Origin of the sequence: Acinetobacter faecalis (assembly GCF_034187745.1) — a bacterium.
Lineage (GTDB): Bacteria > Pseudomonadota > Gammaproteobacteria > Pseudomonadales > Moraxellaceae > Acinetobacter > Acinetobacter faecalis.
This window is the reverse complement of the sequence record NZ_JAXHPF010000001.1, coordinates 244,200-260,694: the sequence shown is the minus strand read 5'-3', so window position 1 is coordinate 260,694 and position 16,495 is coordinate 244,200. Positions and strand designations below refer to the sequence as shown.

General features: G+C 33.9%; 11 protein-coding genes. 3 read left to right on the top strand and 8 right to left on the bottom strand.

Annotated elements, in window-relative coordinates; translation table 11 throughout:
• Positions 1–13 precede the first annotated feature (13 nt).
• Positions 14–1,015 carry a hypothetical protein gene (locus tag SKM54_RS01285; protein WP_321090912.1) on the top strand — a complete coding sequence of 334 codons (1,002 nt, stop codon included), beginning with the start codon at positions 14–16 and terminating at the stop codon, positions 1,013–1,015.
• 45 nt (positions 1,016–1,060) lie between these two features.
• On the opposite strand, the gene SKM54_RS01280 is transcribed toward SKM54_RS01285, so the two are convergent.
• From SKM54_RS01280 to nfuA, 4 genes are all read right to left on the bottom strand, one after another.
• The gene (locus SKM54_RS01280; protein WP_321090913.1) at positions 1,061–3,079 is read right to left on the bottom strand and encodes a ligand-gated channel protein; all 2,019 of its coding nucleotides are present in this window, start codon (positions 3,077–3,079) and stop codon (positions 1,061–1,063) included.
• Between the two features lie 213 nt (positions 3,080–3,292).
• Positions 3,293–4,573: a class I SAM-dependent methyltransferase gene (locus tag SKM54_RS01275; protein ID WP_321090914.1), complete on the bottom strand. Its 1,281-nt coding sequence runs from the start codon at positions 4,571–4,573 to the stop codon at positions 3,293–3,295.
• Positions 4,574–4,646: 73 nt separating this feature from the next.
• On the bottom strand, positions 4,647–6,752 hold the full coding sequence (locus SKM54_RS01270; RefSeq protein WP_321090915.1) for a TonB-dependent receptor domain-containing protein: 2,106 nt from the start codon (positions 6,750–6,752) through the stop codon (positions 4,647–4,649).
• A 168-nt stretch (positions 6,753–6,920) separates the two neighbouring features.
• Positions 6,921–7,559, bottom strand: coding sequence for a Fe-S biogenesis protein NfuA (gene nfuA, locus SKM54_RS01265; protein WP_154773043.1), 639 nt, complete (start codon positions 7,557–7,559; stop codon positions 6,921–6,923).
• A 160-nt stretch (positions 7,560–7,719) separates the two neighbouring features.
• Here nfuA and SKM54_RS01260 point away from each other — a divergent pair, with 160 nt between their 5' ends.
• On the top strand, positions 7,720–8,337 hold the full coding sequence (locus tag SKM54_RS01260) for a rhomboid family intramembrane serine protease (protein WP_321089580.1): 618 nt from the start codon (positions 7,720–7,722) through the stop codon (positions 8,335–8,337).
• A gap of 64 nt (positions 8,338–8,401) precedes the next feature.
• On the opposite strand, the gene SKM54_RS01255 is transcribed toward SKM54_RS01260, so the two are convergent.
• Positions 8,402–8,698 carry a DUF7710 domain-containing protein gene (locus SKM54_RS01255; protein ID WP_248101789.1) on the bottom strand — a complete coding sequence of 99 codons (297 nt, stop codon included), beginning with the start codon at positions 8,696–8,698 and terminating at the stop codon, positions 8,402–8,404.
• 388 nt (positions 8,699–9,086) lie between these two features.
• Here SKM54_RS01255 and SKM54_RS01250 point away from each other — a divergent pair, with 388 nt between their 5' ends.
• Positions 9,087–10,634 (top strand): hypothetical protein, encoded by a 1,548-nt coding sequence (locus SKM54_RS01250; RefSeq protein ID WP_154773046.1) that lies wholly within the window; start codon positions 9,087–9,089, stop codon positions 10,632–10,634.
• Between the two features lie 101 nt (positions 10,635–10,735).
• Here SKM54_RS01250 and SKM54_RS01245 read toward each other — a convergent pair whose 3' ends face one another.
• From SKM54_RS01245 to SKM54_RS01235, 3 genes are all read right to left on the bottom strand, one after another.
• Positions 10,736–12,358: an inorganic phosphate transporter gene (locus tag SKM54_RS01245; protein WP_154773047.1), complete on the bottom strand. Its 1,623-nt coding sequence runs from the start codon at positions 12,356–12,358 to the stop codon at positions 10,736–10,738.
• Between the two features lie 354 nt (positions 12,359–12,712).
• Positions 12,713–13,231 carry an OmpA family protein gene (locus tag SKM54_RS01240; protein WP_321090917.1) on the bottom strand — a complete coding sequence of 173 codons (519 nt, stop codon included), beginning with the start codon at positions 13,229–13,231 and terminating at the stop codon, positions 12,713–12,715.
• 60 nt (positions 13,232–13,291) lie between these two features.
• Positions 13,292–16,291 carry an autotransporter outer membrane beta-barrel domain-containing protein gene (locus SKM54_RS01235; RefSeq protein ID WP_321090918.1) on the bottom strand — a complete coding sequence of 1,000 codons (3,000 nt, stop codon included), beginning with the start codon at positions 16,289–16,291 and terminating at the stop codon, positions 13,292–13,294.
• Positions 16,292–16,495: the final 204 nt, after the last annotated feature.

Genomic DNA, 16,495 nt, shown 5'->3' with positions numbered 1-16,495 from the left:
TTTTAGAATTTTTATGCAAAAAAACCCAATGATTGAGCAACTCATAGAAGCTCATCTCGAATTTTTAGAACATGAATTTTCTCAAGCTAAAACAATTGAAGATGAGTTTTTGCATTTTCACCATTGGTTTAGAAAACAAAAACTTCAAGATATTTGGACATTTGAACAAATTAATCAGCTCATTCAAACACAAGTTTTAGCAACGCCTGCAAGCGCATTTTTAATTGAACAAATTGCTGAACATATTCGCTTTGCTTTGGTACACCCTATTAATGAAACAACTAAAATTGCAGATGCTATTCCTGTTTTAACAGTAGATAAAATTGCACAATATGTTGCAAGTAAAAGTGGTCACAGAGAGCGCCTAATCAAAACCGTTGTAAACAACCAAGCCTTTTCTGCAATGGTGACACAGCTTATTCAACATTCTATTCAAGATTATTTAGATAATTCTGCAATGGTGAAAAGCGTTCCTGGTGTTTCAAGCTTTATGAAAATTGGAAAATCTGTATTAGAAACAGTGACCGATTCCAATTTAGAAAACACCATAAATAACTATTTGCAAAAGAATATTCAAAAGTTCAGCCAAATGAGTGAACAGGTTTTAAATAATCATTTTGATGACAATAAACTTTACCATTTCCAAGCAAATTTATGGCATAAAATTAAAGACAAGCCTTTATCTGTTTTAAAAAACTATATTGAAACGCAAGATTTACCAAAAACTGTAGAAATGGGACATGAAATTTGGGATTTCATTCGCCAAACAAACTATTTAAAACAGCAAGTTCATGATGGTATTTATGCATGGTATGTACGCAATCAAGAACGCTCTTTAGATTTATTATTACGTGATTTAAATATTGATGAAGCCTTAGTTCAAAATGAATTGCAAAATTTATTAGCGCCCATTATTCAAAAAATGGTTTCTACTGAACATTTAAAAACTCGCGCTCGCTTTTATTTGGAAAAATTTTATTATTCTGAGCAAGCTCAAAAAATTCTAACGAAATAAAAAAAGCCTCCTATTGGAGGCTTTTTAGTATTTGTAGTCTATAAATTAGAACTTATAAGTTAACCCTAAATTATAACGACGACCATCTAATACATAATTATATGTATCGGTATCAATTTTCTTATCGAATAAGTTATAAACGCCTGCATTTACTTGAATTTTATCTGTAGGCTTGTAGTTTAAACCAACATCTACCATTGTATAAGCAGGTTTGCCTTTAGCCATAGAAGTACGACTTAAATAATCAGACGTTTCACTACGATAATTCACACGAGTCCAAGTACCTACTGTATCTGTTGCTTGCCAATCTACAGTGGTATTAAACATATGCTTTGGCATTTCATTCAGTGGCTTGCCTTTATTTACACCACTTTTTTGCTCTGTGTCTGTAAATGTATAATTCGCATTTAACTTAACAGAATCATTTATTTGCCAGCCAAATGTCGTTTCAACACCACGCATATTGGCTTTATCTACGTTTTCACGCAGGCTTACAAAATCAAAATTCTCACCTAACCAAGGGCAACCTGCCGAACCTGAATCACCATTACATACACGAATTTCTGTAATTTTATCTTTAAATTCACTATTAAATACAGTAATTCCTGCATTTAAATTCGCGTTATTATCCCAATTTGCCGATACTTCATAGTTAATACTTTTCTCAGGTTTCAAATCTGGATTACCAACAATTACACCATTACTTTGACCACCACCAGTTACTTGCCCCCACTCTGCAACTGTTGCACGTAAAGCCGGCGTTTTATAACCTGTAGACACACCACCTTTCACAATCCACTCATCATTTAAAGTCCAAACGCCATAAACTTTAGGACTTAAATGATCTCCAAATTTCTCATCTTTATCTAAACGAAGTGATGTTGTTAAAACAAATGGATCTGCAATTCTCCAGTTATCTTCTGCAAATAAAGCCCAGCTATAACGATCTAATTTTGAAAGAACTTTTCCATTTACTTCTAATTGATTACCTTCATCATTTAGCTCTTCTTTTAAATACATTCCCCCAAAACTAATATCATGTGAACCTAATTGGAACTGATTATTGGTATTGAACGTTGTGTTTGTTGCTTTCATTTGTCTTGAAGGATTTTCATTTTCTTCACGCTGAATATAGGAATTTGTTTTAACAGCCCCCACTTCACCTCTATGTGAAATACTGTATTCGGTACGATAGTAATCTGTTAATGAATCTGTTGGATATTCACCTTTTTTATTTGGTTTATTTTCGATGGTTTTTCCAACACTACCATTACGATTTTGAATAGAACGCTTAAAGTCAAAATCAATTGCATGTTTATCATTTGGCGTTAAGGTTAATGTTGCGCCACCTGCACGCATTTTTTGTTCTTTATAACCTCCAATAATATTATCTTCTTCACGCTTCGAATACGTAGCGTTGGCTTTTAAAGATAATAAATCTTTAATTAATGGTCCTGAAACATAAGCATTCGTTTGATGAATATTTCCGGAGTCTGAATTTTCTTGTAATGTTGTATCTACTTTTACAGCACCAGACCATTCTGTCGCAGATTTTTTAGTAATGATGTTAATTACACCGCCCATTGCATCTGAACCATAAAGTCCAGACATTGGACCACGAATTACCTCAATTCGCTCAATAGATTCAATACCTGGCAACCAACCCTGCTCAATGCCAGAATTATCACTATTTGGACGGACTGAACGTGTATTTACTTTTTTACCATCAATCATAATGACCGTATAAGCACTGCCCATACCACGAATACTAATATCACTTGAACTACCGCCACCTGTTACAACTACGCCAGGTACATCTTTAAGTGCATCAGTTACATCACGATATGCTTTTTTATTGATATCTTCTTGTGATAATACTGAAATAGTTGCAGCTGCTTTTTTAATATTCTGCTCAAACCCACTTGCGGACACAACTATCGTTTCTAATTTTGCAGTTTCAGTATTTACAGCACTTTTTTCATTATTCTTTTCTGCATAAACTACACCTGTAAGACTACTTAATATCAAACTTGCTAATATTGTTTTACTAAAATTGTGTTGCATTAGACCCACCAACTGTTAAGAAATATTAAAAAGTTGGTGGATTTTATAGCTCTATGTAAAATTAACGCAAATCATTATCATTACGACTAACATTAAATTAACAGGACTCTCTAATACAGTTACAAGATTTACATCCTGAATATATTTTCAAATATAAAAAAAACCGCCGGAGCGGTTTTGTAAATAACTTAAATATTCTTTATTTATATCCTTTTAAACATTAACCACACAGTATTTCGATAATCTTAAATGCATATTACTATCTTGCATAAAATTATTAAAACTTGTTATTTTTAAATTATTTACCGCCCCCATATCATTCTTAAAAGGATGTATAAACCCTTCATTCATCAATAAAAATATTGTTTCTATTAAAAAATATAAGTTGTTTTGAAATGGGACTAATTTAGATAAGTCACTAAGACTACAATGGTTATGCTTTAGCAGATCTAATAATGGATAAACAACATTATCATGCGCTTGAATATTCCCTATAGGGGTTTTAAACACAATTTTTTGATGTTTATCATAATCACGAATTACTTTAAATGTTATTGAGTTTAAAATATTTAACTGTTTTTCAGTTGTTACCCTTTTAGGATTTTTCTGAAAAATATCGGATCTTTGCTTAGAGTTTCTTGCAATATCTTTTAGATACTCCTTCAATGCAGGATCTTTTGTATCTTTTAAGATTTGATGCAATTTTGAAGGAATACTAATATTTTCAATGTTATCGCAAGGATTTGCACTGCCAATAAATGCCATTTTAGTTACATCAAATACACGCTCATGAACATCAACACTATAAAATGGCTGCCAATGATTTGTTAAAAACTCATGTGCTAAATATTCATCATTTTGCTCAAGCGTTTTTTGTATTTGTTGAATTTTTGGATAATCAATAAAGGCCCCCGCATCTCGTAATTGAGTAAAGAGCTCTTTACCTTTGTAAATGCCATCTAAAGAACTCATGCCATTTTTTTGATCAACCAAATTTAATAATTTTTGAATAGGTTGTAATTCAGTTGAACCTGGATAACACATGTAATGTAAATAAAAGACACCTAAATCATTAAGGTACTTAGATGCAATTTCTAAAATATTTTGCTGTTGTGTTGAAGACACCCAAGAGAATGTCCCATGATTCACAATAAAATCATATTTTTGGATATTCGTTGCTAAGAATGTTTCAAAATCTGTTTCAATAAATTCTATATTTTTTAAGTCTAGAAGCTGTACCAGTTTTTTAGCCGATTGGATATGCTCTTGATTAAAATCAATTCCCACAAATTTGCCTTGGGGATAATGTAATGCTGCAATAATTAAATTAATTCCTTTTGCACAACCAAGCTCTAAATAAGAAAAAGATTTATCTAATTCAACCGTTTTTAGCCCCATGACATCAAAGATAGTTTTTAACCAAATTGGTTGCATTTCTTTATAAAAATATACGGGATATGTCGTATCTAAAATATAACCATCTTGCTTATTCATGCTAAACCTAAAGACGTTTTTAATGCAAAGTGAACAAATAAATTGAGGGCTTTAAGCCCTCAATTCACACTATTTAGAATTTAAAATTGATTGCGAAGCTATAACGACGACCATCTAGTACCCATGCATTGCCATCATCCTGCACATTTTTATTTGCTACGTTATATATACCAGCGGCAAATTCAAGTTGGTCATCATATTTATACAAACCACCAACATCCACAAAGGTGTATGATTTCGTTTCTGTTGTTGTCACTAAATTTGTTCTTGCATTATAGCTATGTGATTCAGTATCACCTCTATAGTTTAATTGAGTCCACACTGAGAACTGATCATTGATATCCCAATCCAAACCTGCATTAAACATATGCTTCGGAATAGCGTTAAGCGAATAACCTTTCAAATCACCCGATTTTTGCTCACTGTCTGTATATGTATATGATTGCTTAAATTTTAAGTAATCCGTGATGCTGTAATCCGTAGTGAACTCAATTCCTTTTAAAACCACTTCATCAACGTTGTATTGGAATCTATAACCTGTAGAAATATAAGGTAAGTCAGGATATTCATCGTACCAACTACTACCTTCTTGTTGACTTAATGGATCTCGAGCCGTATTAGTTAATTTGTCTTTAAAGTCTGTTTTGAAAAACATTAGGTTGGTTTGCAAACCTAAATCATCATCAGTAAATGCAAAACCACCTTCATATGTTACGCTTTTTTCAGGTTTCAAATCAGGATTACCAATAATAGCTCCCCCCATTGAACCTAAAGTAAAATCTGAAGCTGCCGAACGTAATGATGGAGCTTTATATCCCGAAATTACACCACCCTTAACAATAACTTTATCCGTTGCATTGTAAACAGCATAAAGCTTTGGACTAAAATGACCACTAAAAAACTCGTTATAGTCGTAACGCCCACTTAAAGTTAAGGCTAAATTACTGGTCGGTTTCCAAGTATCCTCTGCAAAAACAGCCCATTGATAACGATCCATTTCTGTCACAGTTCCTGCTTTTAATGGATTCGCATTTGTAGATGCATCTGTTAAAGTTTCTTTTTTATAGTTAGCACCAACAGTTAAATTATTATTTTCAAAGAAATACGATCCTTGAGTATTAAGCGTAAGAGTCTCAAACTCAATACCACCTGGATTCGGTACTACAATATCTTTATTTTGCGAATCCTTACCAACAGTAACGTTTCGCCCCGTACTTGTCGTATTATCATCTTTATTGTATTGAATATAAGAATCTAGTTGTAATTGGTCATATTTTCCAGCATGAGTTAAGCTATAAATATCTCGCACAAGCTTCGTATAAGTTGATGCTGTAGTAGTTGGGTAGCTTTTTCCTGAAGTATGAGTTCGTTCTTGTGACGTGTTTGAATATTCAGCTATAAGCGTATTATTTTCATTTGGTGTGAAAATAAACTTTGTTCCCAAATCTTTTTTCTTAAATTCAGGATCACTTTCACCCGCTTCTGCTGTATTTACTTGTAAATCACTTTCATTAATATTTTGAAACCCTACTGTCACTTGTAAAGATAATAACTTATCAATCAATGGTGTATTGAGATATAAACTTGTATTAAATTCACCATTATTAACTTCATTTGAACTATCAGGATGCACATATTCAGTTCGAATACCACCCGTCATTTTATCCTGATGCTTCTTGGTAATGATATTAATTACACCTCCCATTGCATCTGAACCATATAACGATGATGCCGCACCACGAATCACTTCAATACGTTCAATTGCTTCTACTGGAGGCAAAAAATTAACCGAAGCTCCCGATATTCCACCATTTGTTGTTAATTGACCGCCATCATTCATAGGCTTTCCATCAACTAAATATAATGTGTATGAAGGTGACATACCACGAATAGAAACAGACTGATTACTCCCCCCTCCCTGTACAAAAATCCCTGGAACGTTTTTCAACACATCTGTCACATTGCTATATGATTTTTTCTCGATTTCTTCAGCCGTGATCACAGAGATCGAAGCTGGAGCTTCCGCAACATTTTGTTCATAACCACTTGCAGTCACAACAATTTTTTCTAATTGCGTTGTATTTGTTTTTTCTGTTACTTGCTCACTAGCAGCTACAGTTGTATTTAATGCAAATAAAACTGATACAGCTAAAGTATTTTTAAGAAATTTTTGCGTCATTTGAAATCAACTCATATGCAATTGAGGAGAGAATATGTAACTTTTCGTAACGCATTGTAGTGAATTTAAATCTAAATGCAACTCTTATTAATAATGATTATTATTTATTTTATGTTTTAATTAAAAAATACCCTCCAACTTTGGAGGTTATTTTTTAATATTTATGAATTACTTAAAGTAAGCACCATCGGCTTGTGTATGATCTGTTTGATCTACAACACGTCCTAACTCAGGAATATGCTGTTTTAATGTTGTTTCAACACCTTGCTTTAATGTCACGTCAATTGCTGAACAACCTTGGCAACCACCGCCAAATTTAAGAACTGCTGTTAAACCATGCTCTTCATCTTCTACAACTTCAACCAATGCACAGTTACCACCATGCCCTGCTAAGCCAGGATTAATTTCAGATTGTAAAATATAAGTAATACGCTCTTCCATTGAAGCATCTGGACCTACACGCGGAACCTTAGAGTTTGGTGCACGGAATGTAAGCTGGCCACCAAAACGGTCTTTATTGTAATCAATTACCGCATCTAATAAATATGGAATAGATGGCGCATCTACATATGCAGGAAAATCTGGGTAATCTTGTTTGTAATCTGTAGGAAGCACTTCTTCAGGAGCACTATAAGCCATACAACATTCAGCACGTGGCGTACCAGGATTTTCCACAAACACACGCACACCAATACCTGGCGTATTTTGTTTTGCTAATAAATCCGCTAAATACTCTTGAGCAGTCGGAGTAATTAATAAGTTTGGAATTTCTTCTGCAACTGCAGTGCTGGTGTTATCAGTCGACATATCAATATTTCCTCAAGCTGAAGTCGCTATTCTAACTGAAGATGCGGGGTAATTTTTAAAATTCAACTAAATTTGTCGGATTAATTATAAAAGTTCAAAATTTTAATGAATTTAATGGCATTATGGGCAATCGAAGAATAATTTCTGATTAGCTTTAACTATGTTCGAATTACCTTTTAACCATACTGTTACGATCATTATTATTACGGTGATCATCTCATTCTTGGCATTTTCCAATCAAAACTTAATGAATCGTCTTATTTTTTGGCCACCTGCTATGCAAAAAGGTCAATATGATCGATTTATTACGCATGGTTTTGTTCATGCAGATGGAATGCACTTACTTTTCAATATGTTCACTTTATTCTTCTTTGGAAGCATTATTGAAACTTTTTATCGTCAGTATTTATTCGATTTAGGCTTTGTACTATTTTATTTGGGTGGATTAATTGCCGCCATTATTCCAAGTTATTTACAACATAAAAATGATCATAGATGGGCAAGTCTTGGGGCTTCAGGTGCCGTTTCTGCTGTTTTATTTGCTTATATTTTATTTGAACCGTGGAAACTTATTTTTGTATTTTTCATTCCTGTTCCTGCCATTATTTTTGCTGTGTTATATGTTGTATATAGCATTTGGTCAGGTAAAAAAGGAAACAGTAACATTAACCACAGCGCACATTTATGGGGTGCAGCTTACGGTGTCATCATCACAATTATTATTGAACCACGCTTAATTCCACATTTTCTAAATAAGCTTTCAAATTTACCGTTCTAAGCTTAATTCATTTATAGGTATTCAAACTTAAAAGCAAAGGGATGATTCTTTCGTCTCTTTGCTTTTAAGTTTTGTCTTGCATATTTTGATGACAGAGTTCTTCACCATGTTCAAAATGCCAGTTTTGCTGATATGCAGATACAAATTTTTCAATGAAAGTTGGAGAGCGATCAATAACTGACTTTTCTTTAAAATACCCACTCTCAATCGCCCAGTCATAACAACTTTGATCGACTGGATATTCCATTAAAATACCGCTTAAATAGTTACTTTTAATCCAATCAGATGCTAAATCGAAAGATGTGAATACTGCCGATGGAAGTCCCATAGATTTGGAGGTAAATAAATAAATAGGTGACATTTACGTGAACTCTAAAAACCCAGTAGATTAATTATTACTCACTATACACTCAAAGCAATGTGACAATTGTCACATTTTACATAAATACATACTTTCTGTACGTGATTATAACCAAACCAATTTAAGTTCATTATTTATACATACCAAATTAAGTATTCCTTTGTATTCCATGCTGTTAAACCTCATAAAATAAACTCCATCATTACAATTATCACATGAATTTATTATTTCAGTTTGTACACCAAAAAGCATGACTTTAACTCACGTCATCTATATAACTTGAAACATAATCCTATTATTTTGGAAGTAAATGCCAACGGTCTAGCAAAGCTACAGCGATATTGTATACATCTGTATATTTACATCATTAATATCGAGATATTTTGCAATGTCGTCCCCTATCCTAGATGGTCTTCAATTTCCTATTCAAGAACAAAACAATAAGCCGAGTACATCAAAAACTGGGCGTGAAATTATTGCTGAAGCACTTTCAACAGTAAATCCAAGTCTTGCTCAACAAGCTATTAAAGAAAAAAATTGGCGTAAAACTTATCCTCAATATTTCAAGGCACTTGTAGAATCTGGTATTAAAACAATAAATGACCCGATTAAAATTGCTGAACTTGGCTTAAATAAAGCCCATCAATCATTTGAATTTTACCGTGATGGTCAGAAGCATTGCTTTGCTAACATTATGCAATTTGCAAATCATTCACTTCATACATTTGCTGTGAAAGGTGAAAATACTTCTGCTCCTGAATGGTATGTACCTTATCAAGGACAAAAGCTCCAAGGTGATGCGTTACTGTCTCAAATTCAAACTTGGGAAAATAACGGCATTGTAGAGCCAAGCCATGCAAATGCTTTACGTGAAGCCATTGCTCATCCTGAATGGTTCGATTTATCTGATCGAACAATGGTATTGTTTGGCGCTGCATCTGAAGCAGGCCCTTTAACTTGGTTATCTAAATGGAAAGCCAATATTGTTGCTGTAGATTTACCAAGTGAACGTGTTTGGGACAAAATTTTAAATACGGTTAAAAGCGGTAATGCAACGCTTTATGCTCCATCACAAGAAAACCTTGATGCAAATACAGATATTTCCGTATTAAAAACAAAACTTGGCGCGAATTTATTAACGCAAACACCTGAAATTGCACAATGGTTACTTGAAAAACCAAATGATTTAGACCTAGCTGCGATTGCATATTTAGATGGTGAAAAGCATGTACGTGTATCTATGGCAATGGATGCAATTATGCAATTTGTGAGTACGCATAAAGCCAATACAAGCTTAATGTTTATGTGTACCCCAACCGATGTTTATGCAATTCCAAAAGAAATTGTAGATGCATCTTCTGCAAAGTTTAATGATCGCTCACAGCTTCAAAAAACACTTTCTAAAGCCATATCATCTTTAAGCTTTAAACATTTGTTTAAAGAAAATTCAACAGAACTTTATAGCTCTGAAAATGGTAAGCAATATGGTATTGCAGACTGTTTAGTCATTGAACAAGGTCCTAACTATGCTTTAGCAAAACGCATTCAACAATGGCGTGCAACTTTAGCAAGACATATGGGACAACGTGTCAGTATTAATATTGCACCATCCACAACTACACATTCTGTAACTAAAAATCCGCTTTTAAAAGCAGCCTTTAACGGTGCAAGCTTATTTGATGTGGAAGCATTTAAACCTGAAACAACAAATGCAATTATGGCAGCGTTATGGATTCACGACTTACGTAATCCTAAATCTGTAGCAAACCCTGAAGTGAAATTAGAACATCCATTAGAACTAATGATGGAAGGTGCTAACCATGGCGGACTTTGGCGTGTTGCTTATTTAGCACGTACAGCATTACCTTTAGCAGCGCTTTATGGTTTTGCAGAAGCTAAACTTCCTAAAGCACTTAAGAAAAATCTAAACAAGTAATCTGCGTTTAATTATTTTAGATTTAAGTTTCTATTATAAAACTGCTAAAAATTACCCAATAAAAAAGCTGCCTTTTGGCAGCTTTTTTAAATTCATTAAACTTAGAATACTTTTAACAATAACCAGAACAACGCACCTGATAAACAGATTGTTGCAGGTAAAGTGAAGATCCAAGCTGAAAGAATAGTACGAACCATTTGGAAGTTCAGACCAGATTTGTTGGCAACCATCGTACCTGCTACAGCAGAGTTAAGTACGTGAGTTGTTGATACTGGCATACCAAAACCATCAGCAGCAGCAATTGTCGTCATTGCAACAAGCTCGGCAGACATACCTTGACCATAAGTCATATGTTGCTTACCAATACGCTCACCAACAGTTACAACAATACGCTTCCAACCCACCATAGTTCCTAAACCAAGAGCAAGTGCTACAGCAACTTTTACCCAAGTAGGAATATATTGTAGGAATGAATCCATATTGTCACGGTACTGATCAACTACTTTCGCTTGAGATTCATTCATTGCAGGTAAAGCTTCTGCTTTATCTAAACGTTTGAATGTTGTTGCACTCAAGTACATATCGTTACGAAGTGCAGAAACTTCAGTTTCTGGAACATCTTTTAAAGAACCGTATTGACCAACACGATCACCCAAATGATCTGTAATACTTGCCAATGCAGGTACAACAGCAGGTGTTAACTCTTTAGTTTGAATGTATGTAGTTAATACTTCACGCGCTTTTTCATCTGTAATATCTGCATGATTTGCATAAATTACTTCAGCAGCTTGTGTAGATAAATCACTGAAAGATTGAATATGTTGTTGATCTAAATTCTTGTTTAAAGAATATGCCAAAGGTACACAACCAATCAAAATCAGCATGATTAAACCCATACCTTTTTGACCATCATTTGAACCGTGCGCGAAACTTACACCTGTACAAGTGAAAATTAAAAGTGCACGAATTAATGGTGGTGGTGGCTTATTGCCTTCAGGTGGTTGGAATAATTCTAATTGTTTTTTAAAGATTTTTTTAACCAACAAGAACAACACAGCTGCAAATGCAAAACCAATTAATGGAGAAAATAAAAGTGCTTTACCTACTTTTAATACTTGCTCCATATCTACGCCAGATGCGCCACTGCTTGAATTTAGAATGTAGTTCATAATACCTACACCTAAAATAGAACCAATAAGCGTATGCGAGCTAGATGCAGGAATACCAAAATACCAAGTACCTAAGTTCCAAGTAATAGCTGCAATTAACATGGCAAAAACCATTGCAAAACCTGCACCAGAACCGACATTCATAATCAGTTCTACAGGAAGTAAAGCAATAATACCGTAAGCAACTGCACCACTTGCAACCATTACACCAAGAAAGTTACAGAAACCACACCACATTACCGCAACAGGTGCAGACAATGCATTGGTATAAATAACAGTTGCAACGGCATTGGCTGTGTCATGGAAACCATTCACAAACTCAAAACCTAAAGCAATAAATAATGCTGTTGCAAGCAAGATTACTGAATAAAGGCTTAATGCAGGTACATGAGATAAATCAGCCACCAATTGGAAGCCAATATAAATAAGCGTAGAAATAATGACTGTTAAAAACACCGGCATAAAATACTTCGGTGTTGGTACATGAACATTAGTCGACGAAATTTTCGCCGATTGTTGTACTGAATCTGAAACTGGAGATTGATTAGAATTCATGCAAGCAAGTAAAGAGGATAAGAATATCCCCTTATTGTTCAATTTAATTATGACAATTATATGACAGACCATTGTCATATAAAGTCAGTTTTTATACTTTTTTGTTGTAGTCCATCTTGTAAAATCATACAAGATAAAATATTTAATACATATAAATCAAAGTCTTAATAAAACTCCCCAATTTTTAAAACAACAATCAGCTATGTTTCATTTAATTGTAATATTTCGCATGATTGATCAAAAAAGTAGCAAAACTCTTATTTTTAATAATATGCACTATATTTATGACAGAATAATGAAGGATTTATGACAAATAAAAAGAAACCCTTAGTCTCTTTTTATTTTTACAGATTTTTATTTATTTTTTATTCCAATTATATCTAAACTTACGCGACGATCAGGTTGCAAACATGCTTTTAACGCTTCTCGTCCTTTTATATCAGTACAATTGGTAGTTACAGGTTGAAGCTTCCCTTTGCTTGAAATATTGAAATCAGTTTGTATCCCTTTGCTTAACAAATAGCTACGGATTGTTTCAGCGCGCTCCATTCCAAGTTTTAAATTATACTGTTCCGATCCTAAACGATCAGTATGCCCTGTAATATTAATTTGTTTCACAATACCATAATGACTTTTTAATTTAGCAATTAGTGTATCAAGCTCTAATTTACCTTTTGGCAACAAATCATTAATTCTAGCCTTATCGAATTTAAATAATGCATCTGCTGAAAGTTGAATTGTTTCAGTTTCATACACAACAGGTGCTGGCTCCGCAACCACTTCAAGTGGAGGACACCAACGATGGCTTACATTTCCTGCGCATGCAGTTAAAAATAATGGTGCGAATGCGAGCACAATATATATTTTTTTCATTTTATCGCCTTTCATATCAGTTTATTCATAGAGTAAATTTAAAAGGTTAATCATCGATTACTACTTCCAAGTAAATTTCAGACCTAAAGTTCCTTTATAAGTTTCACGCTTTTCTGATGTAAATGAATGCTCATAACGCCCATCAGCATAAACATAACCATGTTGGCTTATAGGTACTTGTGCACCTACTCCAACAGATCCCCATGTATTGTTATACTTTTCACTGATAGTATCTGGACCAATATTAATATCACTTTGCTTTAGAAAGTCATGAAGTACGTTGGCTGTAAAATAAATCGTATTTGTTCTTAAACCTTTAGCTTCACTATTATGCGCTAAACGAATACCCAAACGACCGCGTAAACCATGTTGATCATTTTGATCGACTGTACGGACATCATCATTAAATGAGTCTAAACCTAAATATTGATAGACTAATTGAGCTTGTGGTTCAATCATCCAACCTGATTCATTCTCTTTGTGTTCTGTTAATGCATATGGACGTCCGACTTCAGCCGAAAGGACTGCACCAAAACCATTTTGTTTTACTTCAGCTAAGCCATCAGAATTATATGTATTACGTAAATGAGAAACTTGACCTACTAAATCTATATATGAACCATTTTTATCATAGTGGGTATTGTATAAACCAAGACTAAACGCATCAGATTTTCCACTTCCTGTAAATTTATTATCTATAACTTTGCCATCAATCGCTCTGTAACGATCTTCAAAATTCAAATCGCTCCGTCCATATGAAATGTACGCACCTGTATGATTACGAGATTGTTTTTCTACATTTTCATGAATAATAAAATCGTGACCAAATTGCATTAAATATTGTTCACCATTTAAATTAAAACGGTTTTTTCCTTCCAAATCTAAATGACTACCAACTATACGCCCCCAACTTTGTCCTTTATTGTCTTTCACACATGTTCCACACTCATCCCAAGAAAGCGTCTGATTTTCACCTCGACGTTCGTGCAATGTTCCTAGTGTTGTATAACCCAATTCCATATTCGCAATCGGCATTTGAGTATAATTAGGTGTTTCAGGGTTATATATGTCGACATTTCTTTCTAAAGCTTTTGCTGTCCAGTAGTATTCATCACTGGTTCCTTGCGTACGTTTTACAAGTTGAACCTGTGAAATACCCGTTGTTCTTGCAGACCCTGTAAATGCATTTGCACCAGATTTTTCTACATAAATTACAGGTATGGTATTTATAATTTGATTGATTTGAACAACATCACCATCAATTGTATTTAATACACCATTTGGATTGACTGGTATTACACGCGTTGAACCTTGTGCGGTGCCTGTAATAGTTAATACATCAGAAAATGAGTTTGTGCCGACATCATCACCTGTGGCATTCCACAATGTATTCATTTTAATAGTTGCATTGCCGCTAGCGATGTAATTGCCATCAATTTTCAGTTTATCTCCAACTTTCCCATTGTCTAGATTAACTACACCATTATTTGAAGTAAAACTGTCCGCCTTAATAGTAAAATCAGAGATTCCCCAGTTTGCATTATTTACATCAAAACCATTTATAATTGAGTTATTAAGTACTAATATTGAAAGCTCAGATTGTGTAGCAGTACCTTTTTTAGCAAGTTGCCATACTGCACCATCGTTTAATGTCAAATCAATTGAAGAAGTGCTCCCCATTTCTGTAAGCCCCTGGATTTCACCCTCGCTCACAATCATATCTATATTTGAAGAGTTACCCACTTGTAACAAAGCGCCTTGCTTAGATGCAACTAAATGGGTTTTATCACCAGTAAAATTAAATTTAACATCTGCTTGATTATTATCAACTCTTAGCAACGATGCCGCTAAAGTGTCATTTGAAAGTGCAAAATCAGCATTATTAATATTTGCAGAAATTTCTGTAGTTGAATTTTGAACAGAGTTCGTTAAAAAGTCATTTCCTACACGAAGTGCTGAATCTTGAGAGCGGACTTTAAATTCTTTTGTTTTACTTGCTTCTAATTTTGAATCACCATAGGCTAAAACAATTGCTTCACCTTTTGCATCAGACTGATCAATGTTTACATTAGAGTTGTCACCAAAATTGAGTTGACCTGCACCCCAGCCATCTCGATTCACAAGAAAAGGACGAAAAGATCTATCTTTTTTCCCAATATGCAAAGCATTACCACCGCCATGCAAAGTAATATTGGTATTACCTAATAACTCTACAAGTGGCATCGCTCGTGTTGCTGAGTCCTGACCTGAAACATAGACACCATTGCCATATGCGGCAGTAATATCTGCCACATAGTTTCCTTTAATAACAATATGAGCTGTAGGACCAACGCCAGTCCTATTGGAAGCTCTACCGTCATTGTTTTGAATTGCTTTAATTCCTGTTACGGGTCTCTCGTCTGTTAAATCGGTTTTAACCGCAGTGAAAGAATAATTATTTTTAATTTCAATGTAATTAGTTTTATCGTTACCAGATGCCACCGCTACATCATTATATGCCTGACCAGCCATCAGACCATTAATATCGCCATTATTTGCATTCGAGAAAGTCAAATCTACATTATTAAAATAAACACTCCCACCAAAGGCTGCTCCTAATCCTGTAATAGAATATGTCCCTGCATTAACACCATCTGCAACAACAGCTAAGTTATTCCCTGTTAAAGTATTGTAGCGAATTTGTCCAGAATCATAACCGCTAGTCCCGAGAAGTATTCCTGTAGCCTCATATTTTAAATTTGTGACTTTTATATCTTGATTTTCAAGTACAAAATTTTTGCCATATTCAATGTTAGATGTAATGTGAATGTTCTTTTTATTAAGTACACCATAATCTCCATTTGGAGTATTTGCATTTAATATAGTTGAACAAGCAAATCCATTATCAGGTACGGTTGTAGTTCCACAAGTTGCAGTAAATCCAACATTTGGTGCTAAGATTAATCCGACACCCATTAAAATAGATGCCTTACTTGATGATTTTGTTTTTTTTCCAAACTCAGAACACACTACCCAAACATTAAGACCACTCGACCAAACTAATTTATATATTTTATTCATTTTAAAACACTCTTATAGGTATTATGTTACACAATTCACATATTAACTGCGGTTTATTTTTTAAACAATAGTATTTTTTTTAACCAAGTGTGACTCAGTAGTATTTTTTTAAATATATATATATAAGTTATTAATTTTTATTAATATTAAGCATCACTGAATAATTCCAATAAAAAGTTAATTTTCAATCGGTTTATCGAATTA

Coding starts and splice junctions, on each gene's coding strand:
- SKM54_RS01285 (WP_321090912.1), top strand. CDS start 14: ATGCAAAAAAACCCAATGATTGAGCAACTCATAGAAGCTCATCTCGAA.
- SKM54_RS01280 (WP_321090913.1), bottom strand. CDS start 3,079: ATGCAACACAATTTTAGTAAAACAATATTAGCAAGTTTGATATTAAGT.
- SKM54_RS01275 (WP_321090914.1), bottom strand. CDS start 4,573: ATGAATAAGCAAGATGGTTATATTTTAGATACGACATATCCCGTATAT.
- SKM54_RS01270 (WP_321090915.1), bottom strand. CDS start 6,752: ATGACGCAAAAATTTCTTAAAAATACTTTAGCTGTATCAGTTTTATTT.
- nfuA (WP_154773043.1), bottom strand. CDS start 7,559: ATGTCGACTGATAACACCAGCACTGCAGTTGCAGAAGAAATTCCAAAC.
- SKM54_RS01260 (WP_321089580.1), top strand. CDS start 7,720: ATGTTCGAATTACCTTTTAACCATACTGTTACGATCATTATTATTACG.
- SKM54_RS01255 (WP_248101789.1), bottom strand. CDS start 8,698: ATGTCACCTATTTATTTATTTACCTCCAAATCTATGGGACTTCCATCG.
- SKM54_RS01250 (WP_154773046.1), top strand. CDS start 9,087: ATGTCGTCCCCTATCCTAGATGGTCTTCAATTTCCTATTCAAGAACAA.
- SKM54_RS01245 (WP_154773047.1), bottom strand. CDS start 12,358: ATGAATTCTAATCAATCTCCAGTTTCAGATTCAGTACAACAATCGGCG.
- SKM54_RS01240 (WP_321090917.1), bottom strand. CDS start 13,231: ATGAAAAAAATATATATTGTGCTCGCATTCGCACCATTATTTTTAACT.
- SKM54_RS01235 (WP_321090918.1), bottom strand. CDS start 16,291: ATGAATAAAATATATAAATTAGTTTGGTCGAGTGGTCTTAATGTTTGG.